Here is a 19,824-nt window from a genome sequence, read left to right as displayed (position 1 = left end):
ATTCACCGCAAAAGTCCGCCGGGGACATGAACTCCAAATGACAGTTGTGTTAACTTATCATTACATATACACTAAGCTGTTAACTCTGGTGTACGCCACCACCCTGCCGGAGTAGTTCGAGGGCCCGGCGGATGGCCGATGCACTGTCGGGCAGGCGCTCGTCGGCTTCGGTTACCTTATCCGTGAGCGCAATGAGGTAGCACCCCGCCGCCCGGGCCGCGACACCTCCGGGTCCACTATCTTCAATGGCGATGCACTCCCGAGCATCCAGACCCAATTTCCTGGCCGCGAGCAGGTAGATGTCCGGCGCCGGTTTCATTTCCCGTACGTCGGAGGCGGTGACGCTCACCGGGGTGAACCGGTCCAGTTGCGCGGCACCGATCATGACGTCGGCATCTTTCCGCCCGCTATTCGTAGCAATGGCTACGGGAAAGCCCTGGTCTACGATTCTGCTCAGTGCCTCATCGACCCCGGCAAAGGTTTTCCCCTCCCGGGCAACAGCCTCGTGGTAACGATTCTGCTTCCGGGCGATGAGATCTTCCTCGCTAACAGACAGCTCGTCTTTTTCCACGACGTAGCGGGCCAGGACACGGTCGCTGGTACCTATCCACTGCTCGAACCACTGTTCATCGTACGTAATGCCGTAATCTTCCGCCAGGGTCGTCAGCCAGGCCGTGCAGTGTAGGGGTTCGGAGTCGGCCAGGGTACCGTCGAGGTCGCACAGCAGGCCCCGTAGGGTATAATTATGCATACAGGAGTAGAGTAATCCGGATGAAGACGTTAGCCGGAATAAACGTTGGGACCGTAAAAGGTTGTAGCGCCCCCGAGCTTAAGCTCCGTGCGGTAGCCGTAGTTGCGGGTTCAGGAGAAAGTCCTACCGCAGCATCACGCGTTTGATGACCTCTAGACCCCGGTGAATCAACGTAGCATTACTGGCCATTCGCTCGCTTACCTGATGCAACTGATCGAACTTCCCCTCCTGCTGCATACGTACCGTACGGCCGACCAAAAAGCCGGAGCAGGTGGCGCTCGCGATAAGCAAACAAATCAGCAGGGAGAAAAATTTGATCTTAGCATTAGCCATACCGGCGGTGAGGTTTCGTAGGAGTCTGGAAACGAATATACGACCTGCAACACGTAATTCCACCATCCCGGCGAAGTTTAACCCCCGGGAGGCTTGCACTTTTTCCGGATCAGGAAAAGTCCTGCATCACCTTCACGAGGGTTTCGACCCCTTCGTAGGGCATACTGTTGTAAATGCTGGCCCGGAACCCGCCGACACTCCGGTGTCCCTTGATTCCGTCGCAGCCCGCCGCTTCGGCGGCGGCCAGGAAGCGGCCGGTATCGGCTTCGTCCGTACACACGAAGGTGACGTTCATGAGGCTGCGGCTCTCCTTATTGGCCACCGTGCCCCGGAACTTCGGATTGCGATCGATTTCTTCGTACAGCAGCCGTGCCTTGCGTTCGTTGTGGCGTTCCATGGCCTCTAATCCACCCTGTTCCTTGATCCAGCGCAGGGTCAGCATCATGACGTAGATCGGGAATACGGGCGGCGTGTTGAAGGTGCTGCCGCCCTTAATGTGGACCCGGTAGTCAAGCATGCTGGGGAGCTGCCGTTCCACCGTACCCAGGAGGTCCTTGCGCACGATGACCAGGGTGGCACCCGCCGGACCGAGGTTCTTCTGCGCGCCCGCGTAGATGATGCCGAAGCGTTCGAGGGGAAGGCGGCGGCTGAAGATATCGGACGACATATCGGCCACCAGTGGAGCCGTGGTTTCGGGGAAGGTGGCAAACTGGGTACCGAAAATGGTATTGTTGCTGGTCAGGTGCAGATACTTCAGCCCCTCGGGAACGGTATAGCCGGTGGGTATGTGGTCGTAGTTGCTGGGTTTGCTGCTGGCTACGACATCCACCTTACCGAACAGTTTAGCCTCCTTGATGGCTTTGGCGGACCACGATCCGGTATCCAGGTAGCCGGCCGTCTCGTCGGGGTTCAGCAAATTCATGGCCGTATAGAAAAATTGAGTGCTGGCACCGCCGGACAGGAAGAGGACGCCGTACTCTTCCCCCACGCCCAGAATCTCCCGAACGAGTTCTTCGGCCTCCACCAGCACGGCATCGAAGGCCTTGGAGCGGTGGCTGATCTCCAGAATACTAAGTCCGCTGCCGTCCAGATCCCGTACCGCGGCGGCGGCTTGGTCGATGACGCTTGCGGGGAGGATAGCCGGACCGGCACTGAAGTTAATCTTTTTCATTTGGCGATGCTTTGAGGATGCGAAGGTAGCACGTTCACCAGGTTCACGGGTAAGGACTACGGACCAATCTGGTGGACTTATTTTTGCCCGGATGCGTAGGTAGGGATCGGATAAAACGTGCGGTAACCACCCGTACACGGATTTTCACTCTGCCCCGCCCCGTCCGTCAACATACACGGGGAGAACATCCTTATAGTAGCGGCACCTTTGCGGGGATGAACCCAGGCCGTAGCGTGCTACCTTACCTTATACCCCCATTTTACAAACCGAAACTGGCATATGACTCGTCTTTTCACTCTCTTTCTGGCCGGAGCGCTATGGCTGACGCTGACGGCGGGCTGTACGCCGAAAGCCGCCGGACCGTCCGACAACACCGATGGACCCGCCCCCCGCACCACCAGTACCGCCTCGAAACCGGCCAAGCCCGGGGAAACCCTCAGTCCCTGCCCGAAGTTTTCGGACGCCCGCAGCCCCGAGGATGCCGAAACCAATTACGTCATCTACCGCGCCGCACTCAAGGCCAAGGAGATGGACCGGGCAATGTCCACGTGGAGAAAGGTGTACGCCGAAAGCCCCGCCGCTGACGGCCGCCGGCCTACCGTGTACACCGACGGCGTCGCCTTCTACAACAACCTGATCCTGGAAAATCCGGACAAAAAGCAGGCCTACGGCGATACGATCATCATGCTGTACGAACAAGCACGGGAATGCTACCCGGGCGACGGATATATGGCCGGCATTCAGGCCTTCGACAGCTATTATACCTACCCCGGTTCGGCATCGAACGATGAAATCTATCAGCTCTTCAAGGAAAGCATCGAACTCGACGGTCCCGAAGACCTGCAGTACTTCATCATCAATCCGATGTCGCGGCTCGTCGTTGATCAGCACGAAGCCAAAAAGATCGACGATGCGGAGGCCCGCGAAATCGTGACGGCCCTGAACACCCGTCTGGAGAAAGGACTCCGGGAGTGCAAAGGGCAAGCCTGCGAAGCCTGGAATACGATCGAAAGCTACGCCCCCAGTAGCCTGCAGTACTTTGAAACCGTCAAAGGCTTTTACGGATGCCAGTACTACATCGACCAGTACTTCCCGGATTTTGAGGCCAACCCGACCGACTGCGATGCCATCACCACGGCTTACAGCCGCCTGAAGTGGGCCGATTGCGCCGAATCAACACCGGAGTTTCAGAAGGTGAAGGCCGCCTACGACGCCAACTGTGAAGTGGTCGGCTCTACCTCCAACGGGGCGGGCAGTACGCTGCGCCAGGCCTACGACGCCCTCAAGAACGGACGATCCACCGAAGCCGTACGCCTTTTCGAACAGGCCGCCCAGGAAACGGATGATAACGACCGCAAGTCGCGCTACCTCCTTACGGCCGCGAAGATCTACTACCGCGATCTGCGCAACTTCAGCCAGGCCCGCGCCTACGCCCGGCGTGCCTCCAGCGCGAACCCCTCCGACGGTGAACCCTATATGCTCATCGGCACGCTCTACGCCAGCAGCGGTCCCCTGTGCGGCCCGGGTACCGGCTTCGATAGCCAGGTGGTCGTGTGGCCCGCCATCGATCAGTGGCAAAAGGCAAAGTCCGTCGACCCCTCCGTATCCGCTAAAGCTAACCAGTTGATCGGACGCTACACCCAGTACATGCCGTCGAAATCCGACATCTTCCAGCGGGGTATTTCCGAAGGATCGAGCTTCACCGTCGGCTGCTGGATTCAGGAAACCACGCGGGTACGTACACCCTAGTTGGGATTTCCTATATTTGCAAACGGGCCGTGCCGGCCCCTTTGCAGTATACCGAAACCAACTATTTCGTGAATTCATCCTCTAATATCCGGAAGCGTAGACTGCTGCGAGCAGTCTACGCTTTCGACGTTTGTGCTTGCGTAGCCGGCGGTATTCTTGGCGGTTTCGTAGCCGTTTCCAAAGCCCCGGGCGCTCCCCTGCTTTCACCGACGGCCTTCCCCATCGTCGAACCGACCGTTCGCTACGGGGTGGCCCTGGATACCTTCGCCGTACGTACCGACACGATCCGTTACGGTCAGACGCTTTCCGACATCCTCCTCGGTATGGGGCTCGAAGCCCAGCGCGCCTACGAGGTGGCCGGCAACTTCAACGAAATGTTGGACGTACGCAACCTGCGTGCGGGACGTACCTACGAGCTGCTCGACGACGCCGATACCCCCGGACCGGACTTCCTCGTATACGCCCCTACCGTATACCGCTACCTGCGGCTCGACCTGCAGAATACCGGCCGCGATGAATACGTCGAGCGCCCCGTCACCATCTCGGAGCGGCTGGCCGCCGGCGTGATCGAGAGCTCCCTCTGGAACGCCATGGTCGGCGCCGGCCACAGCTACGCGCTCACCGATAAGATGGAAGACGCCCTGCAGTGGTCCGTCGATTTTTACCACGTCCAGCCGGGCGATGCCTTCCAGCTCGTGTACGAGCAGGAGTACGTACACGACGAAGCCGCCGGCTTCGGCAAGGTGCGGGCCGCCCGCTACAGTACCGGCGGCAAAGACATCTACGCCTTCTATTTCGAAAGCGAAGACGGGGAACAGTCGGGTTACTACGGTCTCGACGGGCAACCCATGAAGTCGACCTTCCTCAAGGCGCCCGTACGCTATAGCCGCATCAGCAGCAGCTACAATCTGCGACGCTTTCACCCCGTGCAGCGACGCGTTAAACCTCACCTCGGCACCGATTACGCCGCCCCCTACGGCACTCCCATCGTAGCGGTAGCCGACGGTACGGTGAGCCGGGCGGGACGTACGGGTGGTAACGGCATCTTCGTTAAACTCCACCACGACAAGCGTTTCGACACCCAGTACCTGCACATGCAGCGGCGGGCACCGGGGATCGTCGTCGGAAAACGGGTGCAGCAGGGCGAGGTTATCGGCTACGTAGGCTCCACGGGCCTCGCCACCGGCCCCCACGTCTGCTTCCGTTTCTGGGACAACGGCAAGCAGGTCGACCACACGAAAATGGACTTCCAGGACAACGAGCCGATGCCCGAGAACTATCTCCCCGAGTTCTTTACGGTGCGTGATGCCTACCTGGCCAAGCTCAACAGCGTCGGCAGTCCCGTTGAGGGCGCCGCGAAGTAGCCGGGCTAGAGGATCAGGTCCATATTGATGTTCTCCTCGATCAGTTCGACCGCCCGACGGATCTTCCACGGGGTCTTCAGGTTGATCTTGACCTCCATCTGGCTGATGCGTACCGCCGCGCCGTAGGTGTCCAGGGAACTGGCCACGACCGGAATGTTGTTGGCTTCCAGGAATTTCAGGTGGGGCAGTCGGGGCGATTCGTCCATCAGGCCGGTCACGACCACGCCGGAGATCGTTGTGCCGGGCAGATTACGCTCCTCCAGAATACCCTGCAGGGCGGCGAGAGCTTCGTACAGCCGGCGGTGACTGACGATGACCAGCAAATTCTTCAGGTTCTCCACCTCTTCCTGGGCGAGCAGGCTGCCGCTGGCGATGTTCTCTACCTGATTGTCGAGGCCCTCCCGGTTCAGCAGCGTACGGCCCTTCAGGGAATGGCGTACCGAAGCCATGATTGGGTTGGAAAGTATCTTCTCGAAGGGAAGGACCCCCAGCAACGGAATACCGGTCTTCTCGAGGTACTTGCCGACGTAGTGCCGCACTTTCTCCAGTTTTGCCGGTCGCGTTTTATTCACGATCACCCCCCTCACCTGCACCCGCCGTTCGCGGAACATGGCTAGATTCATGTTCAGGCGGTCGATGGTGCTTCCGATCCCCCCCTCGACGATCATCACTACGGGCGCTCCGAGCAACTGGGCCACCTGGGCATTGCTCACGTCACAGACGCTTCCTACCCCCGGATGCCCCGTGCCTTCGTAGATCACGAAGTCATTCTTTGCCTGCAGTTTGCGGCTGGCCTTGGTGATCGCCCGATTAAATTCGTACTGGGTAGGGTCGTCCAGGTAGCGTGCCGTCACCCCACTACCGATGATCACGGGGCTGTGCAGCTCGGCCTTCAGCTCGAAGTCCATTCCCCGCGCGAACAACAGAGCGTCCTTGTCCACCTGCAGATCGCCGAGTTCCACCCACTCCTGCCCAACCGGTTTGCAGTAACTCACCCGGTGATTGCGGGCACGGATAGCCGCCATCAGGCCGAGGGTGCAGGTCGTTTTCCCTACGTGCTGGGAGGTAGCGGCGATGTAGAGTCGGTCGAGCATGCAGGCAAAGTACAATTATTACCGATGGATACAGTCTGCGGCCTATCAAATAGGTGTTGCGGTAATTGGAGTGAGGAAAGTCCGGCATTTCACGATACCTCCGGTCTTTGGATTACGCAGCCAGGTTAACTTAAAAGTTAGGCGTTGTGGCGGCAGTGCCCGGCAGGTTTGACGCGCCCGACCTTTCATGGCTCCAATGGCAACGTTTGCCTTAAAGGCAGCAATGATGGTCGAAAGAGCACAGCTAACTGTTGCCCTAATGGCTTCAATGGGCAAGTTGAGTTTTTAATCTAGCTCGTGGTCCATTCTTGTCCAAGCATTACAAATGCTACCGCAAATTATTTATTCATTTAATTTACTCAAGATTGCCTGTTTAGTGAATCAAGTGTCGCATTGCGGCAAATAGTCGTCGCAACTGAGCATACAATTCCCATTATGTTATATTACATGCTTGACTATGAACACGCTTTGAAACACTATACAACATGAGATATCTTTCCTTCATATTTTTAATCGCAGGTACGCTTGCAACATCGTCCTACACGCAGGCTCAGACCTTGGTGGAGGATGACAACGTACCTGGTGTGCTCGTTCCGGAAGGCTACGATCTTCAGCTTGCCATAACCGGATTGAACTACCCAAGCAGCATCACCGTGGGCGAAGGCCGTTACTGGATCACCGAATCGGGCTTCGACCCCCAGCTTCCTCCGACGGTCATGGAAATAACTTTATCGGTTGGCGACACCGGAGTTGCCACCGCGATATTAAGCCCGGACATGCTTCCGATGGGAACGCTTGCCCCCCCCTTCACGGATGTTGAATATCATAAGGGAATGCTATACCTCGCGCATCGTCAGAAAGGTGTTAACGACTGGCTAGTAGGAGCATACTCTCGATTCAGTCCGGATGACCCCGTAAACACTTTCGAAACCATAATCACAAATCTACCTTCCGTAGGCGACCACTCAAATAATACCATCGTCTTCAGTCCCGATGGAAGAGCGTATTTCAGTCAGGGTAGCGCTACAAATTCATCCGTAGTAGGGGCGGATAACGCGGACTGGGTCGCGGACGCGCCAATGTTCAGCGAAATACCGGCAGTCGATGTTACGCTAAATGGTACAAGCTTCACCGCACGGGCACCCAGCCCGGTTGATCCCGACAGCAACGCAGTTACGGCCCCCTACCAACCATTCGACTCCGGAGATGTGGAAAGCGGGTTTGTCGTTCCGGCCGCCACGCCTGAAAATCCGGTAAACGGTATAATTGCAGGTTCTGGAACCGTATATTCTTTCGATCCGGATGCGGAAGATAGTGCCGCAACACTCAGGCTTGAGGCATGGGGGCTTCGAAATCCCTTTGGACTTGCCTTTGACGCAACCGACTCCACACGTTTGTTTATTTCCAACAACGGCTCGGACATTCGCGGAAGGGCCGGCGATCCTGCGGATCCGTTCGATCCCTCCACCTTTGTAATTGTTGGTAACCGTCCCATTGCTCAGGATGCTGACGAGATGTTCGAACTGCGTACGGGCGGAGAAGTTGAATTCTTTGGCTGGCCGGAGTTTTTTCACGATCCCGAAACGAATGAGCCGCGCGGTGCGGCCGACATGATGTTCTGCAACTCCCCCGCGTTAAGTGAGGAGGATTGCCCCGGATACATTTTTACCGAATCGTTCAGAAATAGTCTGACCGTTGAAAATGCATTTGCTAGCATCGGGCAGTACGTATCGGTAACTGGTTTCACGGCCGCGAAAACGGACACCTTTGGGTACGACGGAGACCTATTCGTGACGGAGTCGGGATCTTTCGGTCCCCAGACGGGAGCGTTTTCCTTCACCGGCTACAAAGTTACGCGGGTGGATAGCCGGACCGGAGAAACATTTGACTTCGTAGTCAATCAGGGTGATGATGCAGATGCGCTCTTCGTACCGGAAAAACTCAATAAGCCACTGTCAACGGTATTTATTGGTGAGCAGTTGGCCATTGTGGATTTGGGCGTGGCGGAACCGGGAATTAACGTATTTCAAGCTGGAACGGGTAAAGTCTGGTTGCTGGGTCGGAGCGTCACCACTCCTACGGTAGACCTACAACGTGATTTTGGCGTTTCCTTAAGCGGTATTGTTCCCAATCCTGCTTTCGGTAGGTCCGCCGTCCACTTGACGCTCCGCGAGCGTATTGATGCCGACGTGACGGTGCACGATCTAACCGGTCGGTTGGTCCGCACGGTCTATTCGGGTGTGCTCGCTGGAGGGCAACATCGTCTCACTTTCGATGTGGCTTCCTTGCCCAACGGACCCTATATCGTACGACTGATGAGCCAGGGCGGAGTAGTGAGCCGGCGGTTCATCGTTTCGGGCCGCTAGGAGGAGGTCGTCACTCTAGTGGTCACTGGCCCTGCCCGCGCCCCCGGGAATGCGGATCCGTTCGACCATTTCCTGCACTTCACCGGGGGGCGTGGCGGTCATGCGGCTTACGACGAGGGCAACGACGAGGTTGACCACCATGGCAATGCTGCCGAAGCCTTCCGGGCTCACGCCCAGCCACCACTCCGATTCCGGCGGTACGGCGTCGACGAACCAGCCCAACCGGTAAACGGCCATGTACCCGAACATCAGGACGATGCCGACGACCATTCCGGCCACGGCGCCCTCGCGGTTCATGCGCTTATCGAAGATGCCGAGCACGATGGCGGGAAAGAAGCTCGCGGCGGCCAGTCCGAAGGCCAGCGCCACCGTAGCGGCTACGAAGCCCGGCGGATTCACCCCGAAGTAGGCGGCCACGAGTACGGCCGCGGCCGCTCCTCCACGGGCCCACCAGAGTTCTTCCCGTTCGCTCATGTCGGGCTTGATCTGCTTGCGCATCAGGTCACGGCTTACCGCGGTACTGATGACCAGCAGCAGGCCGGCGGCGGTGGAGAGCGCCGCGGCGAGCCCACCGGCGGCCACGAGCGCGATGATCCAGGCCGGCAGGCCCGCGATCTCCGGATTGGCGAGCACCATGATGTCGCGGTCGATGTAGACTTCGTTTTGGTTGTCGGTAGGCGGGTTCAGGAGGATGGCTTCTCCCGAACTACCCCGCTCCGGCGCGCCGCCGCCCGTCCGTTGCTGTTCCACCGCTCCCAGGAAGGGGGGACCGGGAGCGTACTGCAGCTTGCCGTCCTCGTTCTTGTCGATCCAGGCGACCAGGGCCGTCTCCTCCCACTTGGCGAACCAGGGCGGCAGTTCGGCGTAGGGTTGCTCGGAGATCGTCGTGATCAGGTTGGTGCGGGCAAAGGCCGCGATGGCCGGTGCCGTGGTGTAGAGGATAGCGATGAACAGTAGGGCCCAACCGGCACTCACCCGCGCGTCCTTCACCCGGGGAACCGTGAAGAAACGTACGATTACGTGGGGCAGCCCCGCGGTGCCCGCCATCAGGGCCATCGTGATGGCGAAGACGTCGATGGTAGACTTGCTACCGTCGGTATACTCCGCGAAGCCCAGTTCCCGGTGCAGCATATCCAACTTATCCAGGAGGGCCATGCCCGAACCGTCGTTCACTTCGGCGATGAAGCCGAGTTGGGGGATGAGGTGGTCGGTCATCTGCAGGCTGATGAAGATGGCCGGCACCATATAAGCGAAAATAAGGACGCAGTACTGGGCCACCTGGGTGTAGGTGATGCCCTTCATGCCGCCCATGATGGCGTAGAAGAAGACGACGACCGTGCCGATGTAGACCCCGGTGTTGATCTCCACTTCGAGGAAGCGGCTGAACACCAGTCCGACTCCCCGCATCTGTCCGGCCACGTAGGTGAAGCTCACCACAATAGCACAAATGACGGCCACCGTGCGGGCGACATTGGAATAGTAGCGATCACCAATAAAATCCGGGACGGTGAATTTGCCAAACTTGCGCAAATAGGGAGCCAGCAGCAGCGCCAGGAGTACGTACCCGCCCGTCCAGCCCATCAGATACACGGCACCGTCGTAGCCGGCGAAACTGATGATGCCCGCCATGGAAATGAAACTGGCCGCGCTCATCCAGTCGGCGGCCGTGGCCATTCCGTTGGCAATGGGGTGTACGCCGCCCCCGGCTACGTAGAATTCCTTAGTGGAACCGGCGCGGGCCCATACCGCGATCGCGATGTACAGCAGGAAGGTAGCGCCGACGATGAGGTAGGTCCAGGTTTTTACGTCCATTACTCCCCCACCCCGAAGCGGGCATCTAGACGGTTCATCAGGTAGACGTACACGAAGATGAGCACGACGAAGACGTAGATACTTCCCTGCTGAGCGAACCAGAAGCCGAGTTTAGCTCCCCCGACCCGGTACTGATTGAGCTGGTCTACGAAAAGGATGCCGCAGCCGAAGCTGACGGCAAACCATATCGTAAGTAGAATTGCTAAGTACCGCAGATTAGTCCGCCAGTAGCGGCGGTGTTCTCCGGAAGGGGCCATCTAAACAGAGTTGGTGGGTGTATGTGTGGCCCGACGAATAAAAATGTGCACGATCGACAAGGCTCTTGGACGGATGGAATCCGTAACGGCCCCCAAGATATGTGTCCGACCATAGTTCTCCAAATTAAAATGGGGAGAATACGGACCGGTCGCGCTTCCCGACCCGAGGTGGAGTCCGTACTACATTCTATCTGACCATAAACTATGTGTGGAGGGGGCTTACACAGTCCGGCCTGAAGTGGTGCTCGCAACAATACGGGCCCGTATTCCATTCCCTGAGCGTACACTCAAGAGGACCCCATGACCGACTGGAACGAAGGATGGATCGACGCCACCTACCCTATTTTTGAAGGAATGACCGGATGGCCCGGTCAGCCGCCGACCTCCTACGATACGCTTAGCTGCATGCACTGCGGAGACCAGGCGCGGGTGACCATGATTCATCTGACGGCCCATACCGGTACCCATATGGACGCACCAAGCCACTTTCTGGCCGAGGGGGTAGACATCTCCCAGGCTCCGATCTCCGTTGGGCTGGGTCCGGTGCGCATCGCCGCCCTGGACTGCACCGCCGAGGTAACGCCGGACGACCTGCGGGCTTACGAATCCCGTACCCGCCCGCTGGAGGCCGGGGAGCGACTCATCCTGCGTACGCCAAACAGCGATCGCGGTCTGTGGCTTCAACAGGAATTCGACCGGGACTACCACGCTATCGGACCGGCGGCGGCCGCCTACATCGCGGAGCGTAAACTGCAGTTGATCGGGGTGGATTACCTATCGGTGGGACCGTTCTACAAGGGTAACCCCCAGACCCACCGCACCCTGATGGGAGCCGGAGTATGGATCATCGAAGGAATCGATCTGCGCCGCATCGAAGAGGGCGATTATGAGATGATCTGCCTCCCTCTGAAGCTGGCGGGATCGGACGGCTCCCCCATCCGCATTCTACTCAAGCGAGCTTAGACAGGAAAACAATTATTTGTTTTATATAATTTGCTTCAAACAACAAACCGTTGTAACTTTGCTATGCGTCGCAGCAGCTGACGTGGTTGCAAAAACAAACGGTTATGTCACGATCCACTACTCCGGCTCACGCCGCCGGCTCCCAAAAGGTACTTACCATCAACTGGCGCTTGCTCTGGCGCAGATTACGTTCGCGGGGTGGTTTGTTGCTTACCTCCGCCCGTCACCGCGCGGCCAACACGGAGTACATCCCGCCCACCTGGGTGACCCGTCTCCGCCTGACCTGGTTTCGCATCGGCCTGATCGCCCTCGCCGCTTTCGTATTCACCCAAAAGCAGATCGACTTCACGCTGAGCGTCGGCGCCGAGGGGCTAGGCGTCGCTGCCGATGCGGACCGTGCGCCGGTAACGCGTACGAGTACCCTGAGCATGCTGCCCGGATCGTCGACCGCGGCGGCGCCCGCATGGGATGTGAATAGCTTCGATGCGGCAACGGTCCGCGCCTACATCAACCGATTCGACCGGGTGGCCCGCACGGAAGAAGAAAAGTATAATATCCCCGCCCCCGCCAAGATGGCGATGGCCATTCTGGAAAGCGAGGCCGGTGGCCACCACGCCGCCGTCAAGGACAATAATCACTTCCCCCTGGCCAATACGGCCAAGTACTACGACAATGCCTGGAGCAGCTGGCGGGCGCACAGTGAATCGCTGAATCGTCGGTATCCGGAACTGGCCCACGAATCCGTGAATTACCAACAGTGGATCGCCGCCCTCGATCGCAGCGGGTATAGCCGCGATGCCCGGTACGGGCAGAAGTTGCTGCGCATCATCGAGCGCTTCGACCTGGGGGCTCTCTAAGCCGAAGATCTTTTTTTCTCTAAGTGGTTTTCTCGGCCGCCCTCCCCCCGGAAGGCGGTCCTTTTTTTTACAACCACCGGAAGCCTCCACCCGTTGGGTCTGGGTGACCCCTACCGACGACCTTCTCGAACAGGAATACCGCCGCTTCATCGAATTCGGCCCCTTACTCGACGTGCGTACCCGGCGGTACCTCGTCGATTACCTGCGGTCACGGATCGGCGGTAAGGAAGATCTATCCACCCCGGAGCTTAACGACCGTTACGCCATTTACTTCCGGGAAGCGCTGGACGACATCTTCGCCGTCGATCACCTACTGTTCGTCTGCGAGAATAATGCCAGCATCACCCGACAGATCGTGCTAGATACCCTTTACTGGATCAAGAAGACCTTCGCCCGGGTGGAAGCGAAGCATCCATACGGCAAGGAACTCGATCTTTTGAGTGGCTGGTCCGTCACTCCGGCCAGGGCTTTTCGCGCCCGCTATCCCACACTGCTGCAACATCTGTCATCGACCTATCAACGGGAAGAACTGGATACCTCATTCTATCAGGATCGGTTACAGCGCTACTTCGCTACTCCGGTAGAGGACTGGGGGGAAGCCGACCACCGCCAGTTCGAGCGCATCTTTACCGACCTCCTGAGCCAGTGGGACGCGCTGTTGCAGGCGCGGATACTCGCCTACCAACTGCAGAAGTTCGGGGAGGCTAAGGATCACTTCGTTGATCTGCTCGGACAAAAGGTGGAGGAGTTTCGTCGGTTGAAGTCGATCCTGAACCCCTTTACGGATTACCTCGGTTGGGATATGAGTCGCGATCTGTGGCAGACGACCAGTTTCGACGCCCTCCAGCGGTACGATGAGTTGCTGGCCAGCGAAGACAGCGTACGGCAACTGGCCGAAATGCTCGGCAAACTGCGGGAAGCGGAGATCGAGATGGAGGAGGAGTCGTTTGAGAAGACGATCGTCCGCCAGGAGTGGAGGGCCGATCCGCTGCTACGCTCCGAGATCGTGGGCGTTCACGAAAGCAACGACCTGAATCATCTGCTCAGTTCGGAGGCCGGCCTGTTGAGCAGTACCGACACCGAGACCGCTTTTCTCAAAAAGTACGCGGACAATAGTTTGCTTACCCTACGCTACGAAGACCGTCGATTGGTGCGTAGTGAAGATCAAGTGATGGAAGTTCACCAGCGGGTGAAGCAACGGGAGAAGGGTCCTTTCATCGTGTGTGTCGACACGAGCCAGTCCATGATGGGCCGACCGGAGGAAATTGCTAAGGTGCTCACGCTGGGCGTACTGAAAATGGCCATCCACAGCAACCGGCGGGCGTACCTCATCAGTTTCAGTACGGGTATCAAGACCATCGATCTGCACGACATTGCCAACTCCATCGATGAGCTGGCGGCTTTCCTCACCATGTCGTTCTACGGGGGAACCGACGCCACGCTGGCCCTCTACGAAGCGCTACGGCAGCTCAAAACCAACGACTACCAGGACGCCGACGTGCTCATGATCTCCGATTTCGTGATGTACCGGATCGACCAGGACATCCTCAACGAAGTAGCCTACTATCAGCACAACAAGCAAACGGAATTTCACAGCCTCGCGCTGGCCCGGGAAGCCAACGCCGAGTTGCTCGGCCGCTTCGACACCAACTGGATTTACGATCCCGCTACCCGGGGGATTATTCGAGAACTGACGCGGGGCCTGGCTACCATTTCCACCCGCTAGCTACCCTAAACGCCACTGCCCCGGCAGTGTGCCGGGGCAGTGATAAGTTTTACCTACGTCGCTTACGGCCTAGGTCGTTTTACGGTTCCGGGTCACGACGATCAGGATGATGAAAAAGCCCGCGACGGCGATCCAGAGAATGGGATTTTCGTACCATTCCGTCTTGTCGATGTCGATGTCGATGAGGGCGTCGTCCTGGGCCTGGGCGACTGTGGACAGGAGGGTGGCTATTATGGCCGTAAGGGTGAATGCTCGCATGATGTATGAGTGAGTTTCGTGTAAAAGCATCCGTAATAACAGGATGTTCACGGGGGAGGCTCTCCTCCTTACACTTTAACGAAGATGCCCCGACGGTATAACCACGTTCCCAGGAGCAGGTAAAAGGCTACGAGCACGAGCGCGTACAGGAGACTCGAGAGTTCACCGGGGAGGAAGTCGTGCACGAAAATCGTTTCGTACAGGTAGCCGTGCAGGGAAGTATCCCCCACGGGAATGCTACCGAATATCTTGGCAAAGAAACTCGAAAGGAAGTACAGAATCAGCGCATTGGCGCCCGCGTACCGGAATACCCGTCCCCATTCTATCCCTCTGACGTCGGTGAAATAGTAGATCAGTCCGAGAATTAGGAGTGCCCAGCCACTAGTTACCAGTACAAAGCTGCTGGTCCATAGCGCCTTGTTGATGGGAAAGACGAAACTCCATACTTCTCCGGTGATCAGTAGTGCCGCTCCCGCGAGGATAAGTGTGCGGGTCTTGTTGTCGGTGCCACCGATCAGGTAGCGGCCGGTGAGTACGCCGATCAGCGCGGTGGCCACCGCGGGCAGTGTGCTCAACAGTCCTTCAGGGTCGTAATCTTCCTGCCAGGTATGGGTGCCGAGCAGCAGTTTGTCGAGGTACATCGCCCAGTTATTGGGTGCCCGTTCGTAGGTGGGCAGACTGCCATCCGGAAGGGGTACGAAGCCCATGATGAGCCAGTATCCCACGAGCAGCGCGACCGTCACGACGGCCAGGGGGCGGGAACGCAGGTGCAAGGCTAGTGGGGCGGCCAGCAAGAAAACCAGTCCGATGCGTTGCAGGACTCCGGGTAGTCGGATCTCCGGCCAGGCCTTGACGAAGGGCGGGTAGATCAGGAAGGCGCCGAGAAATATACCCAGAGCGATCAGCTTGATGCTCCGGACGATGATTTTTCGGTAGGTCGGCCACTCCGGTTGCTTGCCCCGGTAGGCAAAGGCGATCGAACAGCCTACGATGAACAGGAAGAAGGGGAAAATCAGGTCGGTGGGGGTATATCCGTGCCACTCGGCGTGCCGGAGCGGAGCGTATACGTCAGACCAGGTGCCCGGATTGTTCACCATGATCATCGCGGCAATGGTCAGGCCGCGCAGCAGATCAACCGATTGTATGCGGTTGGAGATGCGAGCCAGGGGTGGGTCGGCGGGGTGCACCTTGCTCACTGCAGAAAGGATTCCGCCTTCTCGACCATGTTGCGGCTGCCGGCGAAGAGGGGTACGCGTTCGTGGATGTGCTGGGGCTTGATGTCCATGATCCGGCGGTATCCGTCGGTCGCTTTACCACCGGCCTGTTCGACGATGAAGGCGATGGGATTGGCTTCGTACACCAGCCGCAATTTGCCGGCTTCCCGTTCCGAGCTCTTCGGATAAATGTAGATGCCCCCCTGGATCAGGTTGCGATGAATATCGCTGACCATACTGCCGATGTAGCGGCTCGTGTAGGGCCGGTCCTCCTCTTCCCGCTGGCAATACTTGATGTAGTCCTTCACTCCCTGGGGGAAGTGGGTATAGTACCCTTCGTTGATGGAATATACCCTGCCCTGTTCCGGCATCCGAATGTTGGGGTGCGACAGATAGTACGTGCCGATCGCCGGGTTGAGCGTGAATCCGTTTACTCCGTTGCCCGTGGTATAGACCAGCATCGTGGAGGTACCGTATATAATGTAGCCGGCGGCCACCTGCATGTTGCCGGGTTGGAGGAAGTCCTCCATGGTCACGGGGGTTCCTTCGGGGGAGATCCGGCGGAAAATGCCGAAGACGGTACCGACCGAGACGCCCGCATCGATGTTAGAGCTCCCGTCGAGGGGGTCCATCACTACGACGTACTTATTGCGGTTGGCATTGTTGGCACCGCTGATGGTGATGAATTCCTCGTTCTCCTCGGACACGATCCCGCACACGATGTTTCGGTTGGTGAGGGCGTTGATGAACACGTTATTGGCGAATACGTCGAGTTTTTTCTGTTCTTCCCCCTGAACGTTCACGTTGCCTACGGTACCGGTAATGTCCACCAGTCCCGCCTGCCGGATTTCGTGGTTGACCACCTTGGCGGCCAGGCGCATACAGTTGAGCAGGCGACTTAGCTCGCCCGAACTGTACTCGAAGTCCTTTTGGTTGCTGATGATGAATTCGCCGAGGGTCTGCGGATGTTGGGTCATGGGGAAGTAAATAGGTAAATGGAAGGGTTAGTGATTATCGGGACGGATGGATACCTAATAGTAGCTTCCCGGAGCCAGGAAATTACGAACGTAGTCGGTAATGCCCTCCTCCAGGGAGTAAAATGGTTCCCGGTAGCCGACCTCGCGGAGTTTGTCCATATCGGCCTGGGTAAAGTACTGGTAATTTTCCCGCAGATCGGCCGGCGTATCGATGTACTCGATCGTGGGCGAAAGGTCCATGGCCCGGAAGGTTGCCGTGGCCAGATCGCGGAAGGAACGGGCGGTGCCGGTGCCCAGGTTAAAGAGTCCGCTTTCCGCGGGCAGGGTATTCATAAGCCAGTGACAGACCCGGCATACGTCCAGGACGTATATGAAATCACGGCTCTGCTCCCCATCGGCAACCCCCGCGCGGTGACTCCGGAAGAGTTTCATTCCCCCGGTGGCCCGCACCTGGCGGTAGGTATGCCACACTACGCTGGCCATACGGCCCTTGTGGTACTCATTGGGTCCGTAGACATTAAAGAACTTCAGGCCGTACCAGTGGGGGGGCGTGGTACGTTCGGCCAGTGCCCAGGCGTCGAAGTCGTTCTTGCTGCGGCCGTAGGCATTGAGGGGAGTCAGCTCAGCCGGGGAAAGGGTGTCGGAAAAACCCTGCTCGCCGTTTCCGTAAGTGGCCGCGCTGCTGGCGTAAACGAGGGGAATTTGCTGGCGGATGCACCGCTTCCAGATTTCTTGGGAATATTCCAGGTTCAGCTTATCGAAGATAGCCGAATCCGCCTCGGTAGTGTCGGTCCGGGCACCCAGGTGGTACACCCCCCGGAGGGGCCACTGCTCCTGGTCCCAGATGGGAAAGAGGGTGTCGCGCTCGACGCGGACCAGGAAGTCCTTCTCTTCCAGGTTAGGGGTCTTGTCGGGATAGTGCACAAAATCGTCGACCAGAATGAGGTCGGTAATTCCCCGGGCATTGAGATAACTGACTAAAGCGCTGCCAATGAACCCATTGGCACCGGTTACTAAGAACATAAGGGTGAATTGTGTGGGTAATGTAAGGCATTTCCCCGGGTGTACTCCCCAACGTGTCCGCTTCTTCCCGGGAACCGCCGGCTCCCGCGTCCCCGCCCTTGCCTTACCTTGTGCCAAAATCCGAACGATGGCGAAGAGCGCAGTAGTAAGAAAGAGCCGCATTACGGTTGACGTAGGCCTGGACGGTCAGAATATGCCCGTGGAAATGAAGTGGGTAGCCAGCGATAATCCTAACGGTAGCGCGCCCCAGGAATGTAAGGCCATGCTGCTGTCGCTCTTCGACGAAAAAACGAAGGAGACGCTCAAGATAGATCTCTGGACGAAGGAGATGCAGGTGATCGAGATGGACCGAATGTTTTACCAAACGTTGCGCGGACTAGCCGATACCTACTTCCGCGCCACCCAGAACAAGGAGCTTGCCAATCAGATGCAGCAGTTCACCTTCTACTTCGGGCAGGCAACGGGAGCCATTCCGAAGGAGGACGAAGTTTAAATTTCGGTACCGGATTAGGCAGGATAGTGATTAGGGGGGCGTGTGTTACCTTGGCGGCTAAGAAAACACCCTTACAAGATCATGGCCACCTACTTTGACAATATTCCCACTATCCAGTACGAAGGTCCCGAGAGCGATAATCCGCTTGCCTTCAAGTACTACCAGAAAGATAAGGTGGTCGCCGGCAAGAGCATGGCCGAGCACTTCAAATTCGCCATGGCCTGGTGGCATACCCTGCGCAATACCGGCGGCGATCCCTTCGGCCCCGGCACGGCCAACTACCCCTGGCTCGGGGATAGCGATCCGGTACAAGAGGCCAAATATGCCGCCGACGCCGGTTTCGAGATCCTCGACAAATTGGGCCTGGACTACTTCTGCTTCCACGACATCGACCTGCTGGAGGAAGCCGGCGCAGATCTGACCACCTATCGCAAACGTCTCGACCAGGTTTCGGACTACATCGCCGAAAAGATGGACGCCACCGGCAAGAAGGTCCTGTGGGGTACCGCTAACCTCTTCAGCCACCCACGGTACATGAACGGGGCCAGCACGAACCCTGATTTCAAGGTCGTGGCCTACGCCGGAGCCCAACTCAAGGGAGCCATCGACACCACCATCAAGCTGAACGGAGAGAACTACGTCTTCTGGGGGGGACGCGAAGGCTACATGAGCCTGCTGAATACCGATCTGAAGCGGGAAGTCGACCACCTGGCTCGCTTCCTCACCATGGCCCGCGACTACGCCCGCGCCCAGGGCTTCAAGGGCTACTTTTTCATCGAGCCCAAACCCTTCGAACCCAGCAAGCACCAGTACGACTTTGACAGCGCGACGGTAGCCGGCTTCCTGCGGCAGTACGACCTGCTGGACGACTTCAAACTCAACATCGAGGTGAACCACGCCACGCTGGCCCAACACACCTTCGAGCACGAACTCGCGGTGGCCGCCAGCCAGAATCTCCTCGGCAGTATCGACGCTAACCGCGGGGACTACCAGAACGGCTGGGACACCGATCAATTCCCCAATAGCGTGCAGGAACTCACCGAGGCGATGATCATCATCCTGGAAGCCGGTGGTCTGCAGGGCGGCGGCGTCAACTTCGACGCCAAAACGCGGCGCAACTCGACCGACCTGGAAGACATCTTCCACGCCCACATCGGGGGAATGGACGTTTTCGCCCGGGCGCTCCTGGCAGCGGACCGTGTGCTGACCAAGTCGAAGTTCAGCGATATGCGACGCGAGCGCTATGCCTCCTTCGATAGTGGCGACGGCAAGAAGTACGAAGACGGTAAGCTGTCCCTGGAGGATTTGGCCCGCATCGGGCTGGCGGGGGGTGAGCCCGCGCAAACCAGCGGCCGTCAGGAACGCTACGAGAACATCATCGCTCAACACATGTAGCGCCGGCGTGCATCCGGCGGA

At 58.2% G+C, this 19,824-nt stretch carries 18 protein-coding genes; 8 read left to right on the top strand and 10 right to left on the bottom strand.

Features of this window, described 5'->3' with window-relative positions; all coding sequences use genetic code 11:
* Window positions 1-79: 79 nt before the first annotated feature.
* From NMA52_RS15270 to serC, 3 genes are all read right to left on the bottom strand, one after another.
* A complete protein-coding gene (locus NMA52_RS15270) occupies window positions 80-751 on the bottom strand; it encodes an HAD family phosphatase (protein WP_254828566.1) in 672 nt (223 codons plus the stop codon).
* 123 nt (window positions 752-874) lie between these two features.
* Window positions 875-1,084, bottom strand: coding sequence for a hypothetical protein (locus tag NMA52_RS15265; protein WP_254828565.1), 210 nt, complete (start codon window positions 1,082-1,084; stop codon window positions 875-877).
* Between the two features lie 109 nt (window positions 1,085-1,193).
* A complete protein-coding gene (gene serC / locus NMA52_RS15260; RefSeq protein ID WP_254828564.1) occupies window positions 1,194-2,255 on the bottom strand; it encodes a 3-phosphoserine/phosphohydroxythreonine transaminase in 1,062 nt (353 codons plus the stop codon).
* A 279-nt stretch (window positions 2,256-2,534) separates the two neighbouring features.
* On the opposite strand from serC, the gene NMA52_RS15255 reads away from it, so the two are divergent.
* The gene (locus NMA52_RS15255; RefSeq protein ID WP_254828563.1) at window positions 2,535-4,004 is read left to right on the top strand and encodes a lipopolysaccharide assembly protein LapB; all 1,470 of its coding nucleotides are present in this window, start codon (window positions 2,535-2,537) and stop codon (window positions 4,002-4,004) included.
* Between the two features lie 68 nt (window positions 4,005-4,072).
* Window positions 4,073-5,368 carry a peptidoglycan DD-metalloendopeptidase family protein gene (locus tag NMA52_RS15250; protein ID WP_254828562.1) on the top strand — a complete coding sequence of 432 codons (1,296 nt, stop codon included), beginning with the start codon at window positions 4,073-4,075 and terminating at the stop codon, window positions 5,366-5,368.
* Between the two features lie 5 nt (window positions 5,369-5,373).
* Here NMA52_RS15250 and NMA52_RS15245 read toward each other — a convergent pair whose 3' ends face one another.
* The gene (locus NMA52_RS15245; protein WP_254828561.1) at window positions 5,374-6,462 is read right to left on the bottom strand and encodes an AAA family ATPase; all 1,089 of its coding nucleotides are present in this window, start codon (window positions 6,460-6,462) and stop codon (window positions 5,374-5,376) included.
* A gap of 485 nt (window positions 6,463-6,947) precedes the next feature.
* Here NMA52_RS15245 and NMA52_RS15240 point away from each other — a divergent pair, with 485 nt between their 5' ends.
* Entirely contained in the window at window positions 6,948-8,828 is a 1,881-nt protein-coding gene (locus NMA52_RS15240; protein ID WP_254828560.1) for a T9SS type A sorting domain-containing protein, read from the top strand.
* A gap of 15 nt (window positions 8,829-8,843) precedes the next feature.
* Here the strand turns inward: NMA52_RS15240 and NMA52_RS15235 are convergent, their stop codons facing one another.
* Together NMA52_RS15235 and NMA52_RS15230 are read right to left on the bottom strand one after the other, a co-directional pair.
* Entirely contained in the window at window positions 8,844-10,640 is a 1,797-nt protein-coding gene (locus NMA52_RS15235) for a sodium:solute symporter family protein (RefSeq protein WP_254828559.1), read from the bottom strand.
* Window positions 10,640-10,897: a DUF4212 domain-containing protein gene (locus NMA52_RS15230; RefSeq protein ID WP_254828558.1), complete on the bottom strand. Its 258-nt coding sequence runs from the start codon at window positions 10,895-10,897 to the stop codon at window positions 10,640-10,642. The genes NMA52_RS15235 and NMA52_RS15230 overlap by 1 nt, the downstream gene beginning before the upstream one ends.
* A gap of 300 nt (window positions 10,898-11,197) precedes the next feature.
* On the opposite strand from NMA52_RS15230, the gene NMA52_RS15225 reads away from it, so the two are divergent.
* The 3 genes from NMA52_RS15225 to NMA52_RS19220 all read left to right on the top strand — a co-directional run bounded on the left by NMA52_RS15225 (window position 11,198) and on the right by NMA52_RS19220 (window position 14,443).
* Window positions 11,198-11,860 carry a cyclase family protein gene (locus NMA52_RS15225; protein ID WP_254828557.1) on the top strand — a complete coding sequence of 221 codons (663 nt, stop codon included), beginning with the start codon at window positions 11,198-11,200 and terminating at the stop codon, window positions 11,858-11,860.
* 104 nt (window positions 11,861-11,964) lie between these two features.
* Window positions 11,965-12,717, top strand: coding sequence for a glucosaminidase domain-containing protein (locus NMA52_RS15220; RefSeq protein WP_254828556.1), 753 nt, complete (start codon window positions 11,965-11,967; stop codon window positions 12,715-12,717).
* A gap of 103 nt (window positions 12,718-12,820) precedes the next feature.
* Window positions 12,821-14,443, top strand: a complete 1,623-nt coding sequence (locus tag NMA52_RS19220; RefSeq protein WP_254828555.1) for a VWA domain-containing protein — start codon at window positions 12,821-12,823, stop codon at window positions 14,441-14,443.
* A gap of 69 nt (window positions 14,444-14,512) precedes the next feature.
* Here the strand turns inward: NMA52_RS19220 and NMA52_RS15210 are convergent, their stop codons facing one another.
* The 4 genes from NMA52_RS15210 to rfaD form a co-directional block, all read right to left on the bottom strand.
* The gene (locus NMA52_RS15210) at window positions 14,513-14,701 is read right to left on the bottom strand and encodes a hypothetical protein (protein WP_254828554.1); all 189 of its coding nucleotides are present in this window, start codon (window positions 14,699-14,701) and stop codon (window positions 14,513-14,515) included.
* A gap of 68 nt (window positions 14,702-14,769) precedes the next feature.
* A complete protein-coding gene (locus NMA52_RS15205; protein ID WP_254828553.1) occupies window positions 14,770-15,897 on the bottom strand; it encodes a heparan-alpha-glucosaminide N-acetyltransferase domain-containing protein in 1,128 nt (375 codons plus the stop codon).
* On the bottom strand, window positions 15,894-16,892 hold the full coding sequence (fbp, locus tag NMA52_RS15200) for a class 1 fructose-bisphosphatase (RefSeq protein ID WP_254828552.1): 999 nt from the start codon (window positions 16,890-16,892) through the stop codon (window positions 15,894-15,896). Before fbp ends, NMA52_RS15205 begins: the two co-directional genes overlap by 4 nt.
* A gap of 54 nt (window positions 16,893-16,946) precedes the next feature.
* Complete coding sequence (gene rfaD, locus NMA52_RS15195) at window positions 16,947-17,915, bottom strand: ADP-glyceromanno-heptose 6-epimerase (RefSeq protein ID WP_254828551.1); 969 nt, start codon at window positions 17,913-17,915, stop codon at window positions 16,947-16,949.
* A 127-nt stretch (window positions 17,916-18,042) separates the two neighbouring features.
* On the opposite strand from rfaD, the gene NMA52_RS15190 reads away from it, so the two are divergent.
* Both NMA52_RS15190 and xylA read left to right on the top strand, forming a co-directional pair.
* On the top strand, window positions 18,043-18,408 hold the full coding sequence (locus tag NMA52_RS15190; protein WP_254828550.1) for a gliding motility protein GldC: 366 nt from the start codon (window positions 18,043-18,045) through the stop codon (window positions 18,406-18,408).
* A gap of 81 nt (window positions 18,409-18,489) precedes the next feature.
* Window positions 18,490-19,803, top strand: a complete 1,314-nt coding sequence (xylA, locus tag NMA52_RS15185; protein WP_254828549.1) for a xylose isomerase — start codon at window positions 18,490-18,492, stop codon at window positions 19,801-19,803.
* Window positions 19,804-19,824 lie beyond the last annotated feature (21 nt).

Source organism: Lewinella sp. JB7, assembly GCF_024297185.1.
GTDB lineage: Bacteria > Bacteroidota > Bacteroidia > Chitinophagales > Saprospiraceae > Neolewinella.
This window is presented reverse-complemented; position numbering and strand designations above follow the sequence as displayed.